This is a genomic window from Sphingomonas sp. CFBP 13706, assembly GCF_014842355.1.
Taxonomy (GTDB): Bacteria; Pseudomonadota; Alphaproteobacteria; order Sphingomonadales; family Sphingomonadaceae; genus Sphingomonas; species Sphingomonas aerolata.
This window is the reverse complement of sequence record NZ_JACYVM010000007.1, coordinates 140,845-165,522: the sequence shown is the minus strand read 5'-3', so window position 1 is coordinate 165,522 and position 24,678 is coordinate 140,845. Positions and strand designations below refer to the sequence as shown.

General features: G+C 66.7%; 19 protein-coding genes. 4 read left to right on the top strand and 15 right to left on the bottom strand.

The window, feature by feature from the left end:
- Positions 1-14 precede the first annotated feature (14 nt).
- The 11 genes from IFS44_RS14375 to rpiA all read right to left on the bottom strand — a co-directional run bounded on the left by IFS44_RS14375 (position 15) and on the right by rpiA (position 11,298).
- Complete coding sequence (locus IFS44_RS14375) at positions 15-482, bottom strand: YaiI/YqxD family protein (protein WP_192098960.1); 468 nt, start codon at positions 480-482, stop codon at positions 15-17.
- A gap of 217 nt (positions 483-699) precedes the next feature.
- Entirely contained in the window at positions 700-2,466 is a 1,767-nt protein-coding gene (locus tag IFS44_RS14370; protein WP_166746924.1) for a DEAD/DEAH box helicase, read from the bottom strand.
- A 57-nt stretch (positions 2,467-2,523) separates the two neighbouring features.
- Positions 2,524-3,696: an NAD(P)/FAD-dependent oxidoreductase gene (locus IFS44_RS14365; RefSeq protein ID WP_261362608.1), complete on the bottom strand. Its 1,173-nt coding sequence runs from the start codon at positions 3,694-3,696 to the stop codon at positions 2,524-2,526.
- 309 nt (positions 3,697-4,005) lie between these two features.
- Positions 4,006-4,188: a hypothetical protein gene (locus tag IFS44_RS14360; protein ID WP_031396458.1), complete on the bottom strand. Its 183-nt coding sequence runs from the start codon at positions 4,186-4,188 to the stop codon at positions 4,006-4,008.
- Complete coding sequence (locus tag IFS44_RS14355; protein WP_031441771.1) at positions 4,188-4,643, bottom strand: GreA/GreB family elongation factor; 456 nt, start codon at positions 4,641-4,643, stop codon at positions 4,188-4,190. Before IFS44_RS14355 ends, IFS44_RS14360 begins: the two co-directional genes overlap by 1 nt.
- 4 nt (positions 4,644-4,647) lie before the next feature.
- Positions 4,648-5,391 carry an HAD-IIB family hydrolase gene (locus IFS44_RS14350; protein WP_031396456.1) on the bottom strand — a complete coding sequence of 248 codons (744 nt, stop codon included), beginning with the start codon at positions 5,389-5,391 and terminating at the stop codon, positions 4,648-4,650.
- The gene (locus IFS44_RS14345) at positions 5,388-6,197 is read right to left on the bottom strand and encodes a Cof-type HAD-IIB family hydrolase (protein WP_342366431.1); all 810 of its coding nucleotides are present in this window, start codon (positions 6,195-6,197) and stop codon (positions 5,388-5,390) included. The genes IFS44_RS14350 and IFS44_RS14345 overlap by 4 nt, the downstream gene beginning before the upstream one ends.
- 8 nt (positions 6,198-6,205) lie before the next feature.
- Complete coding sequence (gnd, locus tag IFS44_RS14340) at positions 6,206-7,189, bottom strand: phosphogluconate dehydrogenase (NAD(+)-dependent, decarboxylating) (protein WP_037528983.1); 984 nt, start codon at positions 7,187-7,189, stop codon at positions 6,206-6,208.
- A 146-nt stretch (positions 7,190-7,335) separates the two neighbouring features.
- Positions 7,336-8,460, bottom strand: a complete 1,125-nt coding sequence (tal, locus tag IFS44_RS14335; RefSeq protein WP_192098922.1) for a transaldolase — start codon at positions 8,458-8,460, stop codon at positions 7,336-7,338.
- Positions 8,460-10,553 carry a transketolase gene (gene tkt / locus IFS44_RS14330; RefSeq protein ID WP_192098921.1) on the bottom strand — a complete coding sequence of 698 codons (2,094 nt, stop codon included), beginning with the start codon at positions 10,551-10,553 and terminating at the stop codon, positions 8,460-8,462. The genes tal and tkt overlap by 1 nt, the downstream gene beginning before the upstream one ends.
- A 70-nt stretch (positions 10,554-10,623) precedes the next feature.
- The gene (gene rpiA / locus IFS44_RS14325; RefSeq protein ID WP_192098920.1) at positions 10,624-11,298 is read right to left on the bottom strand and encodes a ribose-5-phosphate isomerase RpiA; all 675 of its coding nucleotides are present in this window, start codon (positions 11,296-11,298) and stop codon (positions 10,624-10,626) included.
- 538 nt (positions 11,299-11,836) lie between these two features.
- Here rpiA and IFS44_RS14320 point away from each other — a divergent pair.
- Genes IFS44_RS14320 through IFS44_RS14310 form a run of 3 tightly spaced genes read left to right on the top strand, consistent with a single transcriptional unit; the run spans position 11,837 to position 17,877 of the window.
- On the top strand, positions 11,837-13,027 hold the full coding sequence (locus IFS44_RS14320; protein ID WP_056679550.1) for an efflux RND transporter periplasmic adaptor subunit: 1,191 nt from the start codon (positions 11,837-11,839) through the stop codon (positions 13,025-13,027).
- Positions 13,028-13,033: 6 nt separating this feature from the next.
- Positions 13,034-16,309 (top strand): multidrug efflux RND transporter permease subunit, encoded by a 3,276-nt coding sequence (locus IFS44_RS14315; RefSeq protein ID WP_042467751.1) that lies wholly within the window; start codon positions 13,034-13,036, stop codon positions 16,307-16,309.
- A complete protein-coding gene (locus tag IFS44_RS14310) occupies positions 16,306-17,877 on the top strand; it encodes an efflux transporter outer membrane subunit (RefSeq protein WP_192098919.1) in 1,572 nt (523 codons plus the stop codon). The genes IFS44_RS14315 and IFS44_RS14310 overlap by 4 nt, the downstream gene beginning before the upstream one ends.
- Positions 17,878-17,923: 46 nt before the next feature.
- Here the strand turns inward: IFS44_RS14310 and IFS44_RS14305 are convergent, their stop codons facing one another.
- Entirely contained in the window at positions 17,924-18,361 is a 438-nt protein-coding gene (locus IFS44_RS14305) for a phasin family protein (RefSeq protein ID WP_056409166.1), read from the bottom strand.
- Between the two features lie 284 nt (positions 18,362-18,645).
- Here IFS44_RS14305 and acnA point away from each other — a divergent pair, with 284 nt between their 5' ends.
- On the top strand, positions 18,646-21,330 hold the full coding sequence (acnA, locus tag IFS44_RS14300; RefSeq protein WP_192098918.1) for an aconitate hydratase AcnA: 2,685 nt from the start codon (positions 18,646-18,648) through the stop codon (positions 21,328-21,330).
- 458 nt (positions 21,331-21,788) lie between these two features.
- Here the strand turns inward: acnA and mtnP are convergent, their stop codons facing one another.
- The 3 genes from mtnP to IFS44_RS14285 form a co-directional block, all read right to left on the bottom strand.
- Positions 21,789-22,652: an S-methyl-5'-thioadenosine phosphorylase gene (mtnP, locus tag IFS44_RS14295; RefSeq protein ID WP_192098917.1), complete on the bottom strand. Its 864-nt coding sequence runs from the start codon at positions 22,650-22,652 to the stop codon at positions 21,789-21,791.
- Entirely contained in the window at positions 22,649-24,040 is a 1,392-nt protein-coding gene (locus tag IFS44_RS14290) for an amino acid permease (protein ID WP_342366430.1), read from the bottom strand. Before IFS44_RS14290 ends, mtnP begins: the two co-directional genes overlap by 4 nt.
- A gap of 169 nt (positions 24,041-24,209) precedes the next feature.
- The gene (locus IFS44_RS14285) at positions 24,210-24,563 is read right to left on the bottom strand and encodes a HesB/IscA family protein (protein ID WP_031441054.1); all 354 of its coding nucleotides are present in this window, start codon (positions 24,561-24,563) and stop codon (positions 24,210-24,212) included.
- Positions 24,564-24,678 lie beyond the last annotated feature (115 nt).

The window sequence follows — 24,678 nt, the reverse complement described above, 5'->3', positions numbered from 1 at the left end:
AGTCGAGCCATGGCTCAGCCGCGCTTCAGCCGGACCAGCGCAGCGTCGAGCGCGGACAGGAAACGCGACCGGTCCGCCTTGGCAAAGGGTGCAGGGCCACAGATCACGTCGCCGCCCGCGCGCAGATCGGCCATGATCGCGCGCGTCGCGATCGCACCGCCGATCGAGCTGGTGGTGAACGGCTTGCCGGTGTTGGCGAGCACGGTCGCGCCTGCCTTCACACAGCGATCGGCGAGCAGGATGTCGGCGGTGATCACCACCGCCTTCGCATCGGCCTGCTCGGCGATCCAGTCGTCGGCGGCGTCGAACCCGTCGCTGACGACGACGCGGTTGACGAGCGGGTGGACGGGCACGCGAAAATGGCTGTTCGCGACGATGGTGACGGGCACCTCGTGCCGCCACGCGACCTTGTAGATCTCGTCTTTGACGGGACACGCATCGGCGTCGACGAGGATGCGGAGCGAGGGTGGCGTGTCGGTCATGGTCATTTTCCGCCCCTACCCCTCCCGTCATCCTGACGAAAGTCAGGATCCAGGATCAAGCAGGACGGCGTCCGCGGCTCTGGATCCTGACTTTCGTCAGGATGACGGGGCTGGAGGCGGCCGGCGCCCTCACCCCGTTCGCCCTGAGCGAAGTCGAAGGGCATGCCCCAAGCCGGGGTGCTTCGACGTCGCTCAGCACGAACGGAAGGCGGCAGGTTCAGCTACGCTCGCGATTGCCGCGATACGGCGCCTTGCGCGCCGGCGCCGGACCGCCGCGCGGGGCCGCGCGGTGCAGCGTCGAGCGCGGGGCGCCCGCGTTGCTGCGACCACCGCCGCCGGCATGGCGTGCGGTGCTCTCGGGCGCGCCCTGCATCGCCTCGATCGCGACGCCGCTCTCCTCTTCGCCCGCCTGCGCGGTGCGCTGGATCGCCGCCGAGAAGCGCGACGCGACGGCGCGCGGGATCTCGAACGCGGTCTCGTTCGGGCCGATGCGGATCGCACCGATCTCGGACTTGGTGATGTGCCCGCGACGGCAGATCAGCGGCAAGATCCAGCGCGGATCGGCGTTCTGGCGACGGCCGATGTCCATGCGGAACCAGACGGTGTCCTCGAAGCCCGCGCGCGGACCCTGCGAACGATCGTCGCTGACCGACTGCTTGCTCTGGTCGATCAGATCCTCGGCCTGCGGCATCGTCGCGCGGTGCATGTGGACCAGCGCCGCGGCGATATCCTCTGGCGTCTTCTCGGCCATCAGGCGGGTCGCCAGCTCGCGATCCTCCTCCTCGACCTCGACCGGCTGCATCAGCATCGTGATCAGACGCTCATGGTCGTTCTTGCGGATGTCCTCGGCGGTCGGGGCGTTGACCCACTCCGCGTTGATCTTCGCACCTTTCAGCATCATGTCGACGCGACGGCGACGCGGGAACGGCACGATCAGGACGGCGGTGCCCTTCTTGCCCGCACGACCGGTACGACCCGAGCGATGCTGGAGCGTCTCGGCATCGCGCGGCAGCTCGACGTGAACGACGAGGCTGAGCGTCGGCAGATCGATGCCGCGCGCGGCGACGTCGGTCGCGACGCAGACGCGCGCACGGCGGTCCCGCAGCGCCTGGAGCGCCGCGTTACGCTCGTTCTGCGAATGCTCGCCCGACAGCGCGACCGCGGCGAAACCGCGCTCGACCAGGCTCGCATGCAGATGGCGCACGTTATCGCGCGTTGCGCAGAACAGCATCGCCGTCTCCGCTTCATGGAAGCGCAGCAGGTTGATCACCGCATGCTCGATCTCGGACGGCGAGACCGTGACGGCCTGGTACGAGATGTCGCCATGACCGCGATCCTCGCCGACGGTCGAGATCCGCACCGCGTCGCGCTGGTAGCGCTTGGCGAGCGCGACGATCGGCCGCGGCATCGTCGCCGAGAACAGCAAGGTGCGGCGCTGCTCGGGCGACGCGTCGAGGATCTGCTCGAGATCCTCGCGGAAGCCCATGTCGAGCATCTCGTCGGCCTCGTCGAGCACTGCGACCTTCAGGGCCGACAGGTCGAGCGCGCCGCGCTCGAGATGGTCACGCAGACGGCCGGGCGTGCCGACGACGATATGCGCGCCGTGTGCGAGGCTGCGACGCTCCTTCGACGCGTCCATGCCGCCGACGCAGGTCGAGATGCGCGCGCCGGCCTTGGCATAGAGCCACATCAGCTCGCGGCTGACCTGCAGCGCGAGTTCGCGGGTCGGGGCGATGCAGAGCACGAGCGGCTTGTGCGGCGCCGGCAGGCGCTGGACGCCGTCCTCACCCGCTTCACCGAGCAGTTCGCCAGCCATGGCGAGGCCGAACGCGACGGTCTTGCCCGAGCCGGTCTGCGCCGACACGACGAGATCGCGACCGACCGCATTCTCCTCGATCACATGCGCCTGGACGGGGGTGAGCGCGGTATAGCCACGCGCAGCGAGCGCTTCGGAAAGAAGCGACGGAATATTTGAAAAAGGCATGTACGTCCTAATTGGTGGCCGGCTTGACGCTACGGCAAAGCACTGGCGTGGTGGTCCCTACAGGACTTGGCCCGCGGCCCACCCGCTCGCCCATGCCCATTGGAAGTTGTAGCCGCCGAGCCACCCTGTGACATCGACCGCTTCGCCGACCGCATACAGGTTTTTTACGCGTTTGGCTTCCATTGTTTGTGAAGAAAGCTCAGCAGTGCTGATTCCGCCCGCCGTCACCTCCGCCTTGGCATAGCCTTCGCTGCCATTTGGCGTGAATTGCCAATGGCTTAGCGCACGCTCCGCGTCCTGCAGCCGGCGATCGGTGAGCGTGGAAATCTCCCCTGTCATCCCCAGCCGCTCGCTAAGCGTCTCGGCGAGTCGGTCAGGCAGCGTCCCCCCGAGCAGCTTGCGCAGCGTCGTGCGCGGCGTGGTGCGCTTCGCTGCGGGGAGCCAGCCGGAGTCGCGGTCGGGGACGAAATCGATGCCCACCGGCTGGCCGTGCCGCCAATAGGACGAGGCCTGCAGGATCGCCGGGCCCGACAGTCCGCGATGCGTGAACAGCGCCGCCTCGCGGAACGCGGTCTTGCCGGCCGTCGCAACGACATCGGCGGCGACGCCCGACAATTCGCGAAACAGGATCTCGTCGCCGCCGAGCGTCAGCGGGACGAGCGCGGGCCGCGGCTCGACCACCTTCAACCCGAATTGCCGCGCCAGATCATAGGCAAAACCGGTCGCGCCCATCTTCGGGATCGACGGCCCACCGGTCGCGATCACCAGCGCGGGCGCGGTGACCGCGCGGCCGTCGATCGCGACGCGGTAGCCGCCGTCACCCTGCTCGACCGCAGTGACGCCGCGTCCCAGCGACAGGTCGACCCGCCCCTTGTCGCATTCATCGAGCAGCATCTCGACGATCTGTTTCGCCGAGCCATCGCAGAACAGCTGCCCCAGCGTCTTTTCGTGCCACGCGATCCCGTAGGACTCGACGAGGGCGAGGAAATCCTGCGCGGTGTAGCGACCGAGCGCGGACTTGGCGAAATGCGGATTGGCGGAGATATAGCGGTCGGCGGCGGTGTGCATGTTGGTGAAATTGCACCGCCCGCCGCCCGAGATCAGAATCTTCTTGCCCGCCTGCTCGGCATGATCGACGAGCAGGATCCGCCGCCCGCGCTGCCCCGCGACCGCGGCGCACATGAGCCCGGCGGCGCCGGCGCCAAGGATGATCGCGTCATAGTCGGACAAGGTTCGCTCCGTGCGGCGCGGGGTGCGGGCCGCTGGTCAAAGGTGTTTTCCCGCGAAGGCGGGGACCCGGACTGGGCTCCCGCGTTCGCGGGAGAACAAGGCCGGATGCAGCGCGTTCGGGATCGCCCATATAGGCGCCACCTGCTGCTACCGAAAGCACCACCCCGGCGAAGGCCGGGGCCCAGTTGGGGGACGGCAATGACGCACGTCGCGCGCCGTTACCCCCACCTCGCCAACTGGACCCCGGCCTCCGCCGGGGTGGTGAATTCTTCAATCGTCATCCTGACGAAAATCAGGGCACCGGAAAAATCAGCGCAGCTTCGCGATATTCAGCGAATCTTCCTTCGCGCGCGTCTTCACCGATTCCTCGCTCCGCGTCAGCGCCTTGGCGATCGCCTTCAGCGCCATGCCCTTCTTGGCGAGCGTGTGCAGCTTCTGGATCTCGTCCTGGGTCCAGGGCTGGCGATGCCGTTCGAATTTGGCCTCGGCCATTATGCGATCTCCACTATCTCGATCGCATCCGCCTTGCCGGCAAACGCCACCGTCTCGCCCACCGCGGCGCCCATCAGCGCGCGCGCGAGCGGCGCGGAGAAGGCGAGGCGATCCTCGCCCGGCTCCGCCTCGTCACCGCCGACGATCGCGATCGTACGTTCCGCGCCGTTCATCCGCACGCGCACCGACGATCCGATCCCGACCTCGCCCTCTTCGGGCTCAGGCGCGAGCTCTGCCGTCGTCTGGCGCGTGTGCCAGTAGCGCAGGTCGCGCAGCAGAACCTTGCGCGCTTCCTCGTCGGTCTCGGCCGCCACCGCCGCCTCGATCGTCTCGACGCGCTCGCCGATCAGCGCAAGGCCGCGCGCCGTGACCAGATTGGGCCCCGGCGCGATCGGCTGTTCGAACTTCGGCTCGAGATGTTCCTCGTCGCTTTCACGGCGAAACGCGACGCTCATGCGCTTACTTCAGACATGCGACGATCCCGGCGATCGCCGCCAGCGTGCCGTCGACATTCTTCACCTTTACGACGTCGAGCCCGAGCTGCTCGGCCGGATAGTCGTTGCCGCCCGGGAAGATCGCGTCGCCGATGAACATCATCTTGTCGAGCGCGATGCCGCTCGCCTCGTTGAGCTTCTTCAGGCCATACGCCTTGTCGACACCCTCGCGCGTGATGTCGATCGAGGTCGCGCCGCCCATGTTGATCGACAGACCCGGCAGACGCTGGCGCAGATCGGCCTGGATCACCTTGCGCTTGGCGAAGTCGGGATCCCAGCTGTGCTTGGCGTCGATCGGCGCTTCCTGGCCGAGCGCGGAGAAGGTGATCTGGCTGCCGCGATCCTCGATCCGCTCGCCCCAGGTCTGCTCGGGGACGAACCCGGTCGCCTCGAGCGACTCGTCGAATGCCTTGAGGATCTTCTGCTTCTCGTCTTCCTCGAACAGCTCGGCATAGACCGCACGCCAGGCGTCGTCGAACCGGTACAGCTTGGTGCCGGTCGTTGGCATCAGCCACAGCTTGGTGCGATCGGCGCGCTCGGGCAGACGGCTCGCGACCTGCTTTTCGAACTGCGGCCAGTCGCCGCCCGAGATCACCGCGACATGCGCGACGTCGAGCAGGTCCGCGAGCGCCTCGCCCATCGGCTCCTGCAAGGGCTGCTTGCTTTCGGCCAGCGTTCCGTCGAGGTCAAAGGCAACCAACTCTTTCATGCGGAAACTCCAGTCAGGATAAATGTGTCGATCGCGTGTGCGACGCCATCGGCATCGTTCGCGGTGGTAATCTCGTGCGCGACGTCGCGGACGGACTGCGGCGCATTGCCCATCGCGATCGCCAGCCTGGCCCGCTTGAGCATCGCGATGTCGTTCGCCTGGTCGCCGATCGCCGCGGTCTGCGTCAGGCTGATGCCGAACGCGTCCGCGAGTTCCTCGATCCCGCTGCCCTTGTTGCCCGCCACGGGCGTGATGTCGAGATAATAGGTCTGGCTCTGAACGATCGTCGCCTGCGCGTCGAACTGCGCCGCCACCTTGGCGTGCAGGTCGCGCAGCAGATCCTCGTCGTCGCTGACGAACGTCACCTTATCCGCCTTGCCCAGCAGGTCGGTGAAGTCGGCGACGATCACCGGGTCCTGCGCCGAGGCCTTGCGCTCGCTGTCGACATGGCTGCCTTGGTCGGTGCTGGCATACCAGACGTCGTCGGCGAAGATCCAGGTATCGACCGGCGCGTCACCGATGATCTCCATCGCGCCGCGCACGACGTCGACATCGACCATGTGATGCTCGATCACCGTGCCGTCGCGCTTGAACACGATGCCGCCGTTGAACGCGCCCATCGGCTCGTCGATGCCGAGCAGTTCGGCGATCGGCATCATCCCCGATCGCGGCCGCGCGCTGATGATCGTGAAGCCCAGGCCCGCCGCCTTCAGCCGCTTGACCGCATCGACGGTCGCGGGTGCGACCTTCTTGTCCTTGTCGACGAGCGTGCCGTCGACGTCGGACACGAGCAGCTTGATGGTCACTTGCCCGTTCACTGGGGCATCTCGACGTGCCCGCCGAAGCCGAAGCGCATGGCCGACAACAGCTTGTCGCCGAACGTATGGTCGACCCGGCTGCGATAGCGTGCGTAGAGCGCGGCGCTCAGCACGTTGGCAGGCACCTTCTCCTCCATCGCCGCGTCGATCGTCCACTGGCCCTCGCCCGAATCCGCGACGCTGCCGCTGAACCCTTCGAGCGTGCCGTCCTTGGCCAGCGCGATCGCCGACAGGTCGAGCAGCCACGACGAGATCACGCTGCCGCGACGCCACACTTCGGCGACGTCGGTCAGGTTGATGTCGAAGCGCTGGTCCTCGGCGACATGCTCGCCCGACTTGCCCTTGAGGATGTCGAAGCCCTCGGCATAGGCCTGCATCAGGCCGTATTCGATGCCGTTATGGACCATCTTGACGAAATGCCCGGCACCCGGAGGGCCGGCGTGGATATAGCCCTTTTCCGCACGCGGATCGGCCTGCCCCTCGATGCGGCCCGGCGTGCGGACGATCTCGCCCATGCCCGGTGCCAGCGTGTCGAAGATCGGATCGAGATAATCGACCGTCTCCGTCTCGCCGCCGATCATCATGCAATAGCCGCGCTCAAGGCCCCAGACGCCGCCCGACGTGCCGACGTCGACATAGCGGATGCCCTTTTCGGCGAGCTCCTTCGCGCGGCGGACGTCGTCCTTGTAGAAGCTGTTGCCGCCATCGATGATGATGTCGCCCTCGGCGGCCTTTTCGGCGATCGCCTGTACGGTCTGCTCGGTCGGCTCGCCCGCGGGCACCATCACCCACCAGATCGCCGGCGTGTCGAGCTTGCCGCGCATGTCGTCGAGCGAGTCCGCACCGATCGCGCCATCCGCCGCGAGCTTCTTCACCGCCTCCGCATCGCGATCGAATGCGACGACCTCATGGCCGTTCTTCATCAACCGGCGCGCGATATTGCCGCCCATCCGGCCGAGGCCGATCAGTCCGATCTTCATGATTCACTCCGCGCTTTCGCTGGAAATACCTGCCGTTCGTCCCGAGTAGACGTCGAACGTGTCGAGACGACGTATCGAGGGACATGTACCTCAATACGGTCTCTCGGCTTCGCTCGATCCCTACTCGGCACGAGCGGGAACGTGTCTTACGCCGTCGCCGGCTGCTTCTTCGCGATCGACCCGAGCAGGTCGTCGAACGCCTTCACGAACGACGCGACGCCCTCTTCGACCAGCGTGCCGGTCACGCCGGTCAGGTCGAGGCCCAGCCGCTCGGCTTCCGCCAGCACATGCTTCGCGCCGTCGACATCCGCGGTGATCGTCTCCGCCGCGGTGCCATGGTCGCGAAACGCGTCCATCGTCTTTGGCGGCATCGTGTTGACCGTGTCACGACCGATCAGCGTGTCGATGTAGAGCGTGTCGGGATAGCTCGGATCCTTGACCCCGGTCGACGCCCACAACAGCCGCTGCGGCTGTGCGCCCTTGGCGGCGAGTGCCTGCCAGCGGTCCGACTTCAGGAACTCGAGATACCATTGATACGCCATCTTCGCGTTAGCGATCGCGACCTTGCCGCGTACCGCCTTCAGCGCATCCGCGTCGGCATCACCCTTTTCGAGGCGCGCATCGATCTGCTTGTCGATCATCGTATCGATCCGGCTGACGAAGAAGCTCGCGACACTGGCGATCCTATCGATCGGCTTGCCCTCGGCGACGCGCTTCTCGAGCCCCGCCGCATAGGCCTCGGCGACGCGGACATAGGCGTCGATCGAGAACAGCAAGGTCACGTTGACGTTGATCCCTTCCGAGATCGCGGTCGAGATCGCCGGGCCGCCCGCAAGCGTCCCCGGGATCTTGATCATCAGGTTCGGCCGGTCGACCGCCGCCCACAGCTTGCGCGCCTCGGCGATCGTCGCGTCGGTATCGTCCGAGATATAGGGCGACACTTCGAGGCTGACATAGCCGTCCTTGGCATCGAGCTTGTCGTACACCGGCTTCAGCGTCTCCGCCGCCGCCTTGATGTCCTGGATCGCGAGATGCTCGTAGCGGTCGATCGTCGCCGCGCCGGGGTTCTCCTTGTCGAACTTGGCGAGCGTCGAGTCATAGGCCTCGCCGTGCCCCATCGCCTTTTCGAAGATCGATGGGTTGGACGTGACACCGGTCAGCCCGTCCTCATCGACCAGCTTCTGGAGACCGCCGGCCTCCAGGAACTTCCGGTCGACGAAATCGAGCCATACCGCCTGGCCGAAGCCTTCGAGATCGTTGAGCGCACCCATCACTTGGTCTCCATAACCTGGCGGGCAACCTTGACGACATTGTCGACGGTGAACCCGAACTTGTCCTGCAGTTTGGCGAGCGGTGCCGAGGCACCGAAGGTCGACATCGTCACGGTCGCGCCGTCGAGCCCGACATAGCGGTCCCAACCGATCGACCCGGCCATCTCGATCGCGACGCGGGCGCGCACGCCCCGCGGCAACACGCTTTCCTTGTAGGCGGCGTCCTGCAGCTCGTAGCGATACCAGCTCGGCATCGACACGACCCGGCTCTTCACGCCGTCCGCGACCAGCTTCTCATGCGCGTCGACCGCCAGCGACACTTCGCTGCCCGTCGCGATCAGGATCACGTCGGGCGTGCCGTCACAATCGGCGAGCACATAACCGCCCTGCTCGACGCCGTCGGCGCTCGCATATTTGGTCCGGTCGAGCGTCGGCAAAGCCTGGCGCGACAGGATCAGCGCGGCGGGCGTGCTGGCATCCTTCAGGACCGCCTTCCACGCCGCGACGACTTCGTTCGCGTCGCTCGGGCGGATCGTGTCGAGCCCGGGGATCGCGCGCAGGGTGGCGAGATGCTCGATCGGCTGGTGCGTCGGGCCATCTTCGCCGACGCCGATCGAATCATGCGTGAACACCCAGACCGCGCCGACCTCCATGATCGCCGACAGGCGCACCGGTGCGCGCATGTAATCAACGAACACGAGGAAGGTGGAACCGTAGGAGCGCAGATGCGACAGCGCCATGCCGTTGACGATCGCGCCCATGCCATGTTCGCGAATGCCGAAATGGAAGTTGCGGCCGGCATAGTTGTTCGCCTCGAACGAGGGCTGGCCCTTGATGTCGGTCTTGGTCGACGGCGCGAGATCCGCCGAACCGCCGATCAGCCACGGCACCTTGGCGGCGATCGCGTTGAGCACCTTGCCACCCGAATCGCGGCTGGCGACACCCTTGGGATCGGCCTCGAACACGGGAATGTCCGCGTCCCAGCCCTCGGGCAGCTCGTCCTTGAGCAGCAGGTCGAGCTCGGCCGACAGCTCGGGATATGCACCCCGATATTTGTCGGTCAGCGCGACCCATTCGTCACGCAGCTTGGCGCCACGCTCTGCGATCGCACCGTTGAAATGCTCGATCACGCCGTCCGGAACGTAGAACGACTTGTCCTCGGGCCAGCCATAGGCCTGCTTGGTGAGGCGGATATTCTCGTCGCCGAGCGGCTCGCCATGCGCCTTCTCGCTGCCCGCCTTGGGGCTGCCGTAACCGATCACCGAATGCACGACGATGAAGGTCGGCTTGTCGGTGGTCGCCTTGAACGTCTCGATCGCACGGCTCAGCGCCGCCGTGTCGTTCGCGTCGTCGACATGGATGACGTTCCAGCCATAAGCGTCGAAGCGCAGGCCGACATCCTCGTCGAACGCGAGATCGGTCGCGCCCTCGATCGAGATGTGGTTGCTGTCGTAGATCCAGCAGAGATTGCTGAGCTTCAGATGCCCGGCCATGCTCGCCGCCTCGGCGGAGACGCCCTCCATCATGTCGCCATCGCCACAGATGGTGTAGACGTCATGGTCGAACAGCGTGAAGCCGTCCTTGTTGTAGCGCGCCGCGAGCCAGCGCTCGGCGATCGCCATGCCGACCGAATTGCCGCAACCCTGGCCGAGCGGGCCGGTCGTGGTCTCGACGCCCGTGGTGTGGCGATATTCGGGGTGGCCCGGCGTCTTGGACGAAAGCTGGCGGAACTGCCGGATGTCCTCGAGGCTGACGGCCTCCTTGCCGCTCTTCTCGCCGTCCGCGCTGATCTCTTCGATCTTGGCGAGGTGGATCAGCGCATAGAGCAGCATCGACGCATGGCCGACCGACAGGACGAACCGGTCGCGATTGGGCCAGTCGGCGTGCTTGGGATCGTAGCGCAGGAATTTCGACCAGAGCGTGTAGCCGACCGGCGCGAGCGCCATCGGCGTGCCGGGATGGCCCGAATTGGCCTTCTGCACCGCGTCCATCGACAGCGTGCGGATCGTATCGATCGTCAGACGCTCGGGCGAACCGTCCTCGTGCAGGTTCGGATCCGCCTTCATCGTGGGGGCGGTTGCGGTATCGGTCATGAAAGAAAGCCTCGCTCTAGACGGTGACCGAACGCCGCGCATCCGATCTGGTTGCCAACATAGGATGCCTTTAGGCGGATGCACCCGAGCGTTCCAGTCGCGTAACGACGCCTTTCGATGCAATATACGCGGCATCGACCTCGTCGAGGAACAATCCGTGGCCCAGTACGCCGGGAATCCCCGCCAGCACCGCCGCCAGCGCGTGCGGGTCGTCGAGCGTCGGAAATCGGCAATCCGCGACCAGATTGTCCTGATCCGTCCGATAGTTGGGGCGAATCACCGGCGCTCCGCCAAGGTCGGTCAGCACGCGCATCACATAGGCCCGGGCAAAGGGCAGCAGCTCGACGGGCAGCTTCGCCGCACCGATCCGTTCGACCCGCTTCGATCCGTCCGCAATCACGACCATCCGTGCCGAGCTTGCGGCGACAATCTTCTCGCGCAGCATCGCCCCGCCAGCGCCCTTGATCGCGAAACAGCGCGCGTCGATCTCGTCCGCGCCGTCGATCGTCAGGTCGACCTGCGCGATATCGGCAAAGTCGAGCACCGGAATGCCTACCTGCCGCGCCAGCGTGCCGCTCGCCTCGGACGTGACGGCCGCGCGGACGTCGAGCCCCGCCGCGACCCGCTCGCCCAGCGCGCGGATCGCGAACGCCGCGGTCGACCCGGTACCCAGCCCGACCAGCATCCCCTCCCGAACCTCCGCCACCGCCGCCACCGCCGCCGCCTGCTTGTCGTCATCGATCATGTGTTGCGCCTTTTCAAATCAACTGCCCCCGATCCAACCCACCCGCGCCCTTCCCCCCTCCCCGTTCGCCCTGAGCGAAGTCGAAGGGCATGCCCCAAGAGACGGTGCTTCGACTTCGCTCAGCACGAACGGAGGGGGGGAACGAACGGATAAACGAAACGAACGGATTGGGGCGACACGAATGGGTTGGGGAACACGAACGGATCAGGAATACGAACCGATCAGCGGAATCATCGCAACAGCCCCCCCCAAAACCCCCCGTCATCCTGACGAAAGTCAGGATCCAGAGCCACCAACGATCCCCTCGCGACCCAGGATCCAGACCTTCGCCAACACAACCAACCGCGAAAAAACCCCACCCCGGAAACACCAGAAAACACCCCCACCAACAAACCAGGTTACTCTTTCTTCCCTATTTTTCGCGTCCGCTTTTCAACTGACATACTTCTGGTACATCCGCATGGTTTAGCCGGCCCTCATCTGATCGCGGATACCCCACTTGATAGCCAAACGACTTACCCCTTGGCGCTACGCCGTGATGGCACCCGCGCTGATCGGCCTCGCGGCCTGTTCCGGTGGCGGCGGCGATGCCGCAAAAGGCAAGGGCAAGGGCGGTCAGCCGGGCCAGGGCACCCCCACTGTCGGCTATGTCGTGATCCAGCCGTCGAGCGTCGCGATGACCACCGAACTCAGCGGCCGCACGACCGCGTTCGAAAGCTCGGACGTCCGCCCGCAGGTCACCGGGATCATCCGCCGCCGATTCTTCACCGAAGGCACGCTCGTCAAGAAGGGCCAGCCGCTCTACGAGATCGACCCGCGCCTCTACCGCGCCGCCGCCAACGAGGCGCAGGCGAACCTGCAGAGCGCGCGCGCCAATGCCGAGGCGCAGGGCATCCTTGCGCAGCGCTACAAGCCGCTCGCCGAGATGGAGGCGATCAGCAAGCAAGACTATACCAACGCGATCGCGACCTCGCGTCAGGCGACCGCCTCGGTCGCGCAGACCCGCGCCGCGCTCGAGACCGCGCAGATCAACCTGAAGTTCACGACCGTCCCCGCGCCGATCACCGGGCGGATCGGCCGCTCGCTGTTTACCGTCGGCGCGCTCGTCTCCGCGACTCAGACCGATCCGCTGTCGCAGATCCAGCGGCTCGACCCGATCTTCGTCGACATCCAGCAGGCCTCGGGCGACCTGCTCGCGCTGCGGCGCTCGCTCGGCCAGAACGGCATCGTCCCGACCCGCGCCGAGGTGCGCCTCAAGCTCGAGGATGGCAGCGATTACGGCGCGACCGGCTCGGTCGAATTCGCCGAAGCTTTGGTCAACACCGAGACCGGCACTGTGACGCTGCGCGCGCGCTTCCCCAATCCACAGGGGCTGTTGCTGCCGGGCATGTTCGTCCAGGCGAAGTTCGCGCAGGCGATCAACCAGCGCGCGTTCCTGGTGCCGCAAGCGGGCGTCGCGCGCGACGCGAAGGGCAATGCGACCGTCTATGTCGTCAGCGCCGACAACAAGGCGGTGCAGAAGACGATCAAAGCCGACCGGACGCAGGGCCCCTATTGGGTCGTCACCAGCGGGCTCAACCCCGGCGACCGGATCATCACGCAGGGGCTGTCGAAGATCGCCCCCAATCAGAGCGTGAAGCCGGTCCCCGAAAACACCGCGCAAAAGATCGAAGCGCCCAAGGGCGACTCCTCGGGTGGCGATAAGGCCAGCCAGAAAAAGGCCGGCTAGACCCTTATGTTATCCCGTGTCTTCATCGATCGCCCGATCTTTGCCTGGGTGCTCGCGATCATCGTGATGCTCGGCGGCATCGGCGCGATCATGAGCCTGCCGATCGCACAATATCCCGACGTCGCGCCGCCACAGGTGACGATCCGCGCGACCTTCCCGGGCGCCAACGCGCAGACGATCCAGAACAGCGTGACGCAGGTCGTCGAACAGTCGCTGACCGGGATCGACGGGCTGATCTATTTCAGCTCGTCCTCGTCGTCGCGCGGCTCGGTGACGGTCACGGTCACGTTCGAAAAGGGCACCGATCCCGACATCGCGCAGGTCCAGGTCCAGAACCAGGTCCAGCAGACACTGTCGCGCCTCCCCACCCAGGTGCAGCAGCAGGGCCTCGTCGTCCGCAAGTCGAACCCGGACAACCTCCTGATCGTCGGCGTCTATGACGAGACCGACAAGCTGACCAACCAGGACGTCTCGGACTATCTCGTCTCGAACCTTCAGGACCCGCTCGGCCGTATCCCCGGCATCGGCGACAGCAACGTCTTCGGCGCGCAGTACGCAATGCGGATCTGGCTCGACCCGAACAAGCTGGCGAGCTTCCAGCTGATCCCGAGCGACGTGACGACCGCGATCCAGGCGCAGAATACCGAGGTCGCGGCCGGCGAGCTCGGCGGCCAGCCCCAGCCCGACACGCAGATGCTCAACGCGACCGTGACCGCGCAGTCGCGTCTCCAGACGCCGGAGCAGTTCGCCAACATCATCCTGAAGACCACCAACACGAGCGCGACGGTCAAGCTGCGCGACGTCGCGCGGATCGAGCTGGGCGCCGAAAACTACAACGCGCGCAGCCGCGTCAACGCGCATCCGGGCGCGGGCATCGCGGTGCTGCTGGCCCCCGGCGCCGACGCGCTCAAGACCGCCGAGCTGGTCAAGGCCTATGTCGAGAAGTCGGCCAAGAGCTTCCCGCCCGGCCTCAAATTCGCTTACGCCAACGACACGACCAACTTCATCAAGCTGTCGATCGAAGAAGTCATCAAGACGCTGATCGAGGCAGTCATCCTCGTCGTCATCGTCATGTTCGTGTTCCTGCAGAGCTGGCGCGCGACGCTGATCCCAACGATCGCGGTGCCGGTCGTGCTGCTCGGCACGTTCGGCGTCTTCTATCTCGCGGGCTTCTCGATCAACACGCTGACGCTGTTCGGGCTCGTGCTCGCGATCGGCCTGCTCGTCGACGACGCGATCGTCGTCGTCGAGAATGTCGAGCGCCTGATGGAGGAAAACCCCGACATGTCGCCGCGCGAGGCGACGATCGAGTCGATGAACGAGATCACCGTCGCGCTGGTCGCGATCGCGCTCGTCCTGTCCGCGGTGTTCCTGCCGATGGCGTTCTTCGGCGGGTCGACCGGCGTGATCTACCGCCAGTTCTCGCTGACGATGGTGTCGGCAATGGTGCTGTCGGTGCTCGTCGCGCTGATCCTGTCGCCGGCGCTGACCGCGACTTTGCTCAAGCAGAAGAAGAAGGATGCCGACGGCAATCCCGAACAGAGCTGGGGCGAGCGCAAATTTCCGAAGGTCGCGCATTTCTTCACGCGCGCGGGCGACAAGTTCAACGACACGTTCGAAAAAGGTACCAGGAAATACGTCGGCGCCGTCCAGTCGGTGGTCAATCGCAAATGGCTGTTCCTGCTGATCTATGCCGCGGTCGTCGCGCTGCTCGCGGTGATGTTCCTCCGCCTGCCCACGGGCTTCCTGCCGACCGAGGACCAGGGCACCGGCATCGTCCAGTTCCAGCTGCCCGCGGGCGCGACGCAAGGGCGCACCTTCGCGCTGCAGAAGCAGATCGAGAAATATTACTTCACGAACGAGAAGGCGAATGTGAGCACGATGTTCACCGTCAGCGGCGGCGGGGGCGGTGGTGCGAGCGGCCAGAATACCGGCCAGGGCTTCGTCTCGTTCGCACCCTGGGAAAACCGCGAGGGCAAGGAGAATACCGCCGAGGCGATCACCGGCCGTGCGGCCCAGGCGTTCGCAGGTTTCCGCGATGCGCAGGTCTATTCGCTCGTCCCGCCGGCGATCCGCGGTCTCGGCTCGTCGAACGGCTTCACGATGCAGCTGCAGAACAGCGGCAGCCTGAGCCAGACCGAGTTCAACGCCGCGCGCGACAAGCTGCTCGCGCTTGCCCGCGCCGATTCCTCGCTGACCGCGATCCGCCTGACCGAGCTGCCCGACGTCGCGACGCTGCGCGTCGATGCCGACCAGCAGAAGCTCTCGACGCTCGGGCTGACCCAGGCGAACGTGAACTCGACGCTGTCGACCGCCTGGGGTGGCCAATATGTCAACGACTTCATCGACCGCGGCCGCGTCAAGCGCGTCTATGTCCAGGGCGACGCGCAGTTCCGCGCCGCACCCTCGGACCTGAGCCAGTGGTTCGTCCGCGGATCGAACGGCCAGATGGCACCCTTCTCCTCGTTCGCGCGGACCAGCTGGTCGCAGGCGCCGACGACGCTGTCGCGGTTCAACGGCATCTCGTCCTACGAGATCCAGGGGTCGGGCGCGGCGGGCGTCAGCTCGGGCGACGCGATGACCCGGATCGCCGAGCTCGCCGGGAAGATCCCCGGCACCTCGGTCGCGTGGTCGGGGCTCTCCTATCAGGAACGCTTGTCCTCGGGTCAGGCGCCGATCCTCTACGGTCTGTCGCTGCTCGTCGTCTTCCTGTGCCTCGCCGCGCTCTATGAAAGCTGGTCGATCCCGATCGCGGTGCTGCTCGTCATCCCCCTGGGCCTCGTCGGCGCGATCCTCGCGGTGACGCTGCGCGGGCTCATCAACGACGTGTATCTCCAGATCGGGCTGCTCACGACGATGGGGCTCGCGGCGAAGAACGCGATCCTGATGATCGAGTTCGCCGAACAGGAAGAGCGCAAGGGCAAGCGCGTCATCGAGGCTGCGCTGTCCGCCGCCAAGATCCGTCTTCGTCCGATCCTGATGACGTCGTTCGCGTTCATCCTCGGCGTGCTGCCGCTCGCGCTGTCGACCGGCGCGGGTGCGAACAGCCGTATCGCGATCGGCACCGCGGTGGTCGGCGGGATGCTGACCGCGACCCTGCTCGCGATCTTCTACATCCCGCTGTTCTTCGTGCTCGTCCGCCGCGGCGCGCGCGACGGCATCGCCAAGCTGCGTGGTCGACCGACCGGCTTCCACGGCGGCGAGGATGACCATGACGGTCGCGATTCCGAAAAGCTCGGTCCTCCCGAACAACCAGGCCCCCACCGGCCGGAGCCCGCATGATGCGTTCGCCACTCCTGATCCTCGCCGCGTCGACCGCGCTCGCGGGCTGCTCGCTTGCCCCCAAATATGTCCGGCCCGAGCTGCCGACGCCGGTGTCCTGGCCGGTCGGCGACGCCTATCTGCGCCAGTCCGAGGCGGCGCTCCCGGCCTTCACCTACCGCGACGTGTTCCGCGACCCGCGGCTCCAGCAGATCATCGTTCAGGCGCTGGCGAACAACCGCGACCTGCGCGTCGCCGCCGCGAACATCGCCGCGACCCGCGCGCAATATCGCATCCAGCGCGCCGACCTGCTCCCCCAGATCGATGCGAGCGGGCGCTACAGCTATTCGGGCGGCGGCAATGGCGCGCGCAGCACCGCGACGAGCAACACGGGCACGGGCACGGGCGGCACAGGAACCGGGACAGGCACCGGCACGGGCGGTACCGGCACGGGGACCGGCGGCACCGGCACGGGCGGGACCGTCGTCAGCTCGTCCAGCTCGAACAGCGCCTTCTCGGTCGACCTCGGCACCACCGCGTTCGAGCTCGACCTGTTCGGCCGCATCCGCTCGCTCACCGGTGCCGCGCTCAACCGTTATTTCGAGACCGAGGCCGCGGCGCGCGCGACCCGGCTGACGCTGGTCGGCGACATCGCCGACGCGTGGCTGACCTATGCCTCGGACCAGAGCCTGCTCAAGATCGCGCAGGACACCGTCGCCAGCTCGCAGCGCAGCGTCACGCTCACCCAGGCGCGGCTCCGCGGCGGCGTCGCGCCGCGTACCGACCTGCGCCAGGCCCAGCAGATCCTGTTCACCGCGCAATCCGACCTCGCGACTCAGAAGACCGCGCTCGCCCAGGACATCAACGCGCTGCAATTGCTCGTCGGTGCGCCGGTCGACGCCGCGCTCCTGCCCGCCTCGATCGAGCAGGCGCTGCCGACCGTCGCCACCCTGCCCGCGGGCCTCGACAGCGGCATCCTGCTCCGCCGCCCCGACGTCGTTCAGGCGGAATATGAGCTGCGCGCGACCAATGCCGAGATCGGCGCGGCGCGTGCCGAGCTGTTCCCGCGCGTCTCGCTCACCGGCCTGCTCGGCTTTGCCAGCAGCGCGCTGACCTCGCTGTTTTCGGGCGGCGCGTTCAACTATTCGGTCGCGCCCTCGATCAGCTACCCGATCTTCCGCGCCGGCGCGGGCGTCGCCAATGTCGAATATACCAAGGCGCAGCGCGACGCCGCGCTCGCCACCTACGAAAAATCGATCCAGACCGCGTTCCAGGAAACCGCCGACGCGCTCGCGCGCCAGGGCACGATCGCCGATCAGCTCGCCGCCAACGTCAATTTCGCCGCGGCGGCGCAAGACACCTATCGCCTGTCCGACGCGCGCTATCGCGGTGGCATCGACACCTTCCTCAGCTCGCTCGACGCGCAGCGCTCGCTCTACACCGCGCAGCGCAACCTCGTCGCGACGCAGCTGGTCGGCGCGAGCAACCGCGTCACGCTCTACCGCGTGCTCGGCGGCGACTCGACGCTCGAGGCGACCGCCAACGGACCGCGCCCTGTCACCGCCAACGGCACACCGCGCACGGAATAGGCCGGTCGCGCCGGGCCGATCCTGTCGGCCCGGCGCGGATCGATGATCAGCCGCCCTTCATCGGCGTGACCGCGTCGCGCCCGAACCGCATGATTAGTTCGCCGATCTCGCGCGCCTGGCTCATGCTGCGCTCGCTCTGTGTCCGCAGATAGTCGCTCTGGATCTTCATCACGTCGGTCAGGTCCTTGGCGGACGCCGCCTCGCGCATCGCCGCGAACGCCTCACGCGTGTTCTGTTCGGCCTGGTCGATCATCTTCGCGCCGATCGTCGACCCGTTCTCCGCCATCTTGCGTCCCGATTCCTTCAGCGCCTCGCCCGCGCGCTTGGCGGGCTCGCCGAAATGATCCGAAAACGCGGCCTGCGCGCTCTGCGCATCCGCCTGCATCCGGTCGGTCGCGGTCTTCGCGGCGTCGGCGGCCTGGTCGGTTGCCGCCTTTGCCCGACCAGCACCCTTGTCGATCGCGGCTTTGACATCGTCTGACATATTTATGGTCCTCTCCATTCATATTTATGGTCCTCTCCATTCCGGCGTGCTTGCTGCATCGGCCTTCGACGGAGCCGGAGCATAACCGGTTGTGGCCCGGTCGCAATGTTAGTCGCGCACGCGAAACCGCGTCTAAGGCAAAACCCGCCCTTCCCCCGCCCGCCCCCCCTTGCTAAGGCCCCGGCAGTAACCGCATTCAGGTCGGTCCCCTACGCGCCCCCGCGGTCCCATAGGCCGCTTTCCCCTCGGCGCCCGGCGGCCCGACGCCCACGGGAAGGACCCCTATGACTGCCATCGGCCAGGACACCCTCAAGACCCGCACGAGCCTTTCGACCGGCGGCAAGTCCTATGACTATTACAGCCTCGCCAAGGCCTCCGAACAGCTCGGCGACATCAGCCGCCTGCCCTTCTCGATGAAGGTGCTGCTCGAGAACCTCCTGCGCTTCGAGGACGGCGTCACCGTCACGCGCGACGACATCCAGGCGATCGTCGACTGGCAGAAGGAGCGTCGCAGCGACCGCGAGATCCAGTATCGCCCCGCGCGCGTGCTGATGCAGGATTTCACCGGCGTACCTTGCGTCGTCGATCTCGCCGCGATGCGCGACGCGATGACCAAGCTCGGCGGCAACCCCGAGAAGATCAACCCGCAGGTTCCCGTCCACCTCGTCATCGATCACTCGGTGATGGTCGATGAGTTCGGCACGCCCAAGGCGTTCGAGGACAACGTCGACCTCGAGTACGAGCGCAACATCGAGCGCTACGAGTTCCTCAAGTGGGGCAGCAAGGCGCTCGACAATTTCCAGGTCGTTCCCCCCGGCACCGGCATCTGCCACCAGGTGAACCTCGAATATATCGGCCAGGCCGTCTGGTCGTCGGCGTCGTCGGGTGATCACGGCGACGGCACGATGATCGCCTATCCGGACACGCTGGTCGGCACCGACAGCCACACGACGATGATCAACGGTCTCGGCGTGCTCGGCTGGGGCGTCGGCGGGATCGAGGCCGAGGCCGCGATGCTCGGCCAGCCCGTGTCGATGCTGATCCCCGAAGTCGTCGGCTTCAAGCTGCTCGGCAAGCTGAACGAGGGCATCACCGCCACCGATCTCGTGCTGACCGTCACGCAGATGCTGCGCGCCAAGGGCGTGGTCGGCCGCTTCGTCGAGTTCTTCGGTCCCGGCCTGTCGTCGATGACGCTCGCCGATCGCGCGACGATCGCCAACATGGCGCCGGAATATGGCGCGACCTGCGGCTTCTTCCCGATCGACGACAAGACGCTCGATTACATGCGCCTCACCGCGCGGTCTGACGAGAATGTCGAGCTGGTCGAGGCGTACGCCAAGGCCAACGGCTTCTGGCGCGACGAGAATGCCGAGGACCCCGTCTTCACCGACACGCTCGAGCTCGACATGGGTTCGGTCGTCGCATCGCTCGCCGGCCCGAAGCGCCCGCAGGACCGCGTCAGCCTGAACAAGGTCGACGAGGTGTTCAACAGCGACCTCCACAAGCTGTACCACAAGGAACAGCCCGCCCGCGTCGCGGTCGAGGGTCGTGAGCACGACATCGGCGACGGCGACGTCGTGATCGCCGCGATCACCAGCTGCACCAACACGTCGAACCCGTCGGTGCTGGTCGCCGCCGGTCTCGTCGCGCGCAAGGCGAACGCTCTGGGCCTCAAGTCGAAGCCCTGGGTGAAAACGTCGCTGGCGCCGGGTTCGCAGGTCGTCACCGACTATCTCGACAAGGCCGGCCTCACCGCCGACCTGAACGCGCTCGGCTTCAACCTCGTCGGCTATGGCTGCACGACCTGCATCGGCAATTCGGGCCCGCTGGCGCCGGCGATCTCGTCGGCGATCAACGAGAATGACCTCGTCGCCGCGTCGGTCCTCTCGGGCAACCGCAACTTCGAAGGTCGCGTCTCGCCCGACGTCCGCGCCAACTTCCTCGCATCGCCGCCGCTCGTCGTCGCCTATGCGATCAAGGGCACTGTCACGACCGACATGATCGAGACGCCGCTGGGTCAGGGCACCGACGGTCAGGACGTGTATCTGCGCGACATCTGGCCGACCAACGAGGAGGTCCGCAGCACGATGGACGCCAACATCGACGCGTCGATGTTCGGTGCGCGCTACGGCGACGTCTATGCGGGCGATTCGAAGTGGCGCGAGATCGACGTCACGGGTTCGGACACCTACGCTTGGCGCGCAGGGTCGACCTATGTCGCCAACCCGCCGTACTTCGAGGGCCTCAGCATGACGCCGTCGCCGGTGCAGGACATCATCGACGCCAAGCCGCTGGCGATCCTCGGCGATTCGATCACCACCGATCACATCTCGCCCGCAGGCTCGATCAAGGCGGACAGCCCGGCCGGCCGCTTCCTCCAGGAGCATCAGGTCAGCAAGGCCGACTTCAACAGCTATGGCGCACGCCGCGGCAACCATGACGTGATGATGCGCGGCACCTTCGCCAACATCCGCATCAAGAACGAGATGGTCCCCGGCGTCGAGGGCGGCATGTCCAAGTATGACGGCGAGGTCATGGCGATCTACGACGCCGCCATGCGCTTCAAGAACGACGGCACGCCGCTCGTGATCGTCGCGGGCAAGGAATATGGCACCGGTTCGTCGCGCGACTGGGCGGCCAAGGGCACCAACCTGCTCGGCGTCCGCGCGGTCATCACCGAGAGCTTCGAGCGTATCCACCGTTCGAACCTGGTCGGCATGGGCGTGCTGCCGTTGCAGTTTGCCGAAGGCACCGATCGCAAGACGCTCGGCCTCGACGGCTCGGAGACGTTCACCATTCTCGACGTGGCAAGCATCCGCCCGCGTCAGGACGTGAGTGTGAAGATGACCCGCGCCGACGGCAGCAGCGAGACGTTCGAGACCAAGTGCCGGATCGATACCGTCAACGAGCTGGAATATTTCCTCAACGGCGGCATCCTGCACTACGTCCTGCGCAAGCTGGCCGCCTGATCCGGCGACGTCGTCCCGGAGCGATCCGGGGCGACGCCTGCCCCCTGAACGACCGTCATCCCAGCGAAAGCCGGAATATCCCCGTGAGGCGCATGTCGCCCACCACAAGGGATATCCCGGCCTTCGCTGGGATGACGTGTTTCAGGTCAGGAGCGTGGCGGACGGCGCGTCTCGAACGCGACCCAGGCCCGGCAGAAAAAAGCGGGGCGACCATGACGATCGCCCCGTAGTTCAGGGAGGGACCGGGAGGGGGAACAACCCGGCCACGTCGCCGTCCACAGGGGGAGAGGGAGCGGCGACCCCCACCTCATCGCGCCGATATGTTGCACCAATGTGTCGGAGCCCACGGATCGCCGCAATTCTTCCGCCGATCACCGCACCCGGTGGCAAACCGCCACTTCCCCCAACCGTCATCCTGACGAACGTCAGGACCCAGAGCCTCGCGCGTCACGCCGCCGCTAGAGCGCCCGCCCCGCCACCGCGTCGAGCTTCGCCACCAGCGCCGGATCCCGCGCGCCCTGCGCCGTGATGATCGCACTGTCGAGACAGGTATCGATCGGCGACGCCGGCCGCTCCGCCGGCAGCCCGCGCAGCAACGCCATCACCATCGCGCGCGCCTTGGCCGCATTCGCGCCGAGCTGCGCAATCACCTCCGCGACATCGACACCCGCCGCCTCCTCGCGCCAGCAGTCATAGTCGGTCACCATCCCGACCAGCGCATAGGGCAGCTCCGCCTCACGCGCGAGTTTCGCCTCGGGCATCGCGGTCATCCCGATCACGTCGCAGCCCCATTGGCGGTACAACCGGCTTTCCGCGCGCGTCGAGAATTGCGGCCCCTCCATCGCCAGATAGGTGCCGCGATCGTCGACCTGCGCGCCGGCCTGACGCGCGGCATCGGCGGCATGGCCCGACAGGCGCGGACACACCGGGTCCGCCATCGAGACATGCGCGACCAGGCCCGTGCCGAAGAAGCTCGACACCCGCCCTTTGGTCCGGTCGATGAACTGGTCGACGATCGTGAAGCTCCCCGGCGGCCGCGCCTCGACCAGCGACCCGACCGACGACACCGCCAGCACATCGGTCACCCCCAGCCGCTTCAGCGCATCGATGTTCGCGCGGGCGTTCAGGTCCGACGGCGCAATTCTGTGTCCCCGCCCGTGCCGCGGCAGGAACGCCACCCCGACAGGCCCTACGCGCCCGGTATAGATCGCATCCGACGGCGCACCCCAGGGTGTCTCCACCGTCTGCCAGCGCCCGTCCTCGATCCCCTCGACCGCATACAGCCCCGATCCGCCGATGATCCCGATCGTCCAGCCGCTCACTCGGCAAGCGCCCGCGGGCGGGCGTAGACGAAGTAGATCACCAGCCCGAGCAGGTTCCACAGCCCGAAATACGCTTGCGTCTTCGAGGGCAGGCTGAAGAACAGGTACAGGCAGCCGAGAATGCCGACGATGCCCACCAACGTCGCGGCCGGCGCGCGGAAGGTGCGGATCGCATCCGGCGCGCGGCGGCGCATCACCAGCATGCACGCACACACCGCGACGAACGCGGCGAGCGTCCCCGCATTGGCGAGCGCCGCGATCTCGGCGAGTGGCAACAGCCCCGCGATAACCGCGACGATCGCCGCGGTAATCCACGTGATCCGCACCGGCGCACCGCGCTTCGACACCTTGGCAAGGCCCAGCGGCAGCAAGCCGTCACGCGCCATCGTGAAGAAGATCCGGCTCTGCCCGAACAGAAAGGCGAGCAGCACGGTCGGCAACGCGATGACCGCCGACGCGCCGAGGAACGTCGCGAACCCCGGCCGCCCGATCTCGCGCAGGATCAGCGCGAGCGGCTCGGCCGAGCCGGCGAACCGCGTATAGGACAACGCGCCCACCGCGGCGACCGCGACAAGGATGTAGATCGCGATGCACGCCACCATCGATCCGAGGATGCCGATCGCGAGGTCGCGGCCCGGATTCTTCGTCTCCTCCGCCGCGGTCGAGATCGCGTCGAACCCGTAGAATGCGAAGAAGATGATCGCCGCCGCCGCCATCACGCCCCGCTCCGCACCGTCGGGCTGGACGGCCTTGGGAAAGCCGTACGGCATGAACGGCTGCAGGTTCGCGCTGTTGAAATAATGGAGCGCGATGAACACGAACACGGTCAGCGCGATCATCTTCACCGCCACCAGCACCGCGTTCAGCGTCGCACTCTCGCGCGTCCCGAACGACAGCACGCCCGCGACGACCGCGATGATGACGATCGCGGGGACGTTCAGGACGCCGCCGAGCTCGGGGCTGAGCGTCAGCGCCTCGGGAAACCCGAACGCGCCGCGCAGCAAGGGTGCAGCATAACCCGACCAGCCGACCGCGACGGTCGACACCACCAGCGAATATTCGAGGATGAGGCTCCAGCCGATCACCCAGGCGATCAGCTCGCCGAGCACGACATAGCTGTACGTATAGGCGCTGCCCGACGCCGGGATCATCGTCGCCATCTCGGCATAGGCGAGGGCGGCGCAGGCACAGATCCCGCCGGCGATGATGAACGACAGGATCACCGCGGGGCCCGCGAGCCCTGCCCCGACGCCGATCAGCGTCAGGATCCCCGTCCCGACGATCCCGCCCACGCCCATCGCGACCAGATGCGGCCACGACAAGGTCCGCGCGAGCTGATGCTCGGGCGGCTGCTCGGTGACGATTTTTCGGCGAAACAGACTGGCCACGTAGATCCCCTCTTCTTCGCCGGGGAGTGGCACAGGACGGGATGGGCAAGCAAGGCGGGCGGTCGTTCGACGTCGCCCGGCATCGGCCCGATCCTTGTTCTCCCGCAAAGGCGGGAGCCCAGTCTGGGTCCCCGCCATCGCGGGGACACACATTAGCTCACGGCAGGATTCAGACCGTGAAGCTCTCCCCGCACCCGCACGCACCCTTGGCGTTGGGGTTCTGGAACACGAACCCGGCGGTGAAGTCGTCCTCGACCCAGTCCATCGTCGAGCCGATCAGGTACAGGATCGACCCGCCATCGACGAACAGCGTGCCGCCGGGCGTGTCGATTCGCTCGTCGAACGGCTTGGCCTCGCTCACATAATCGACCGAATAAGCGAGCCCCGAACAGCCGCGCTTGGGCGTCGACAGCTTGACCCCGATCGACTCCTCCGGCGCACGCGCCATCAGGTCCGCGATCCGCGCATGCGCGGTCGCGGTCAGGTTCAGCGCCGCGGGCCGTGCTCGTAATGTCGTCGCCATGGCTCGTTCCTTCCATCTAAAGCCCCTCCCCTTCAGGGGAGGGGTTGGGGTGGGGCGCCCGAACAGACCGCGCGCTTGGGGTAAGGCCCCACCCCCGTCCCCTCCCCTGAAGGGG

Bases quoted from the DNA above. Each gene is read 5' to 3' on its own strand.
- IFS44_RS14305 (WP_056409166.1), bottom strand. From the start codon at position 18,361: ATGTCAGACGATGTCAAAGCCGCGATCGACAAGGGTGCTGGTCGGGCA.
- tal (WP_192098922.1), bottom strand. From the start codon at position 8,460: ATGGGTGCGCTCAACGATCTCGAAGGCTTCGGCCAGGCGGTATGGCTC.
- IFS44_RS14375 (WP_192098960.1), bottom strand. From the start codon at position 482: ATGACCGACACGCCACCCTCGCTCCGCATCCTCGTCGACGCCGATGCG.
- tkt (WP_192098921.1), bottom strand. From the start codon at position 10,553: ATGACCGATACCGCAACCGCCCCCACGATGAAGGCGGATCCGAACCTG.
- IFS44_RS14355 (WP_031441771.1), bottom strand. From the start codon at position 4,643: ATGAGCGTCGCGTTTCGCCGTGAAAGCGACGAGGAACATCTCGAGCCG.
- IFS44_RS14285 (WP_031441054.1), bottom strand. From the start codon at position 24,563: ATGGCGACGACATTACGAGCACGGCCCGCGGCGCTGAACCTGACCGCG.
- IFS44_RS14370 (WP_166746924.1), bottom strand. From the start codon at position 2,466: ATGCCTTTTTCAAATATTCCGTCGCTTCTTTCCGAAGCGCTCGCTGCG.
- rpiA (WP_192098920.1), bottom strand. From the start codon at position 11,298: ATGATCGATGACGACAAGCAGGCGGCGGCGGTGGCGGCGGTGGCGGAG.
- acnA (WP_192098918.1), top strand. From the start codon at position 18,646: ATGACTGCCATCGGCCAGGACACCCTCAAGACCCGCACGAGCCTTTCG.
- IFS44_RS14310 (WP_192098919.1), top strand. From the start codon at position 16,306: ATGATGCGTTCGCCACTCCTGATCCTCGCCGCGTCGACCGCGCTCGCG.
- IFS44_RS14350 (WP_031396456.1), bottom strand. From the start codon at position 5,391: ATGAAAGAGTTGGTTGCCTTTGACCTCGACGGAACGCTGGCCGAAAGC.
- IFS44_RS14320 (WP_056679550.1), top strand. From the start codon at position 11,837: ATGGCACCCGCGCTGATCGGCCTCGCGGCCTGTTCCGGTGGCGGCGGC.
- gnd (WP_037528983.1), bottom strand. From the start codon at position 7,189: ATGAAGATCGGACTGATCGGCCTCGGCCGGATGGGCGGCAATATCGCG.
- IFS44_RS14315 (WP_042467751.1), top strand. From the start codon at position 13,034: ATGTTATCCCGTGTCTTCATCGATCGCCCGATCTTTGCCTGGGTGCTC.
- IFS44_RS14360 (WP_031396458.1), bottom strand. From the start codon at position 4,188: ATGGCCGAGGCCAAATTCGAACGGCATCGCCAGCCCTGGACCCAGGAC.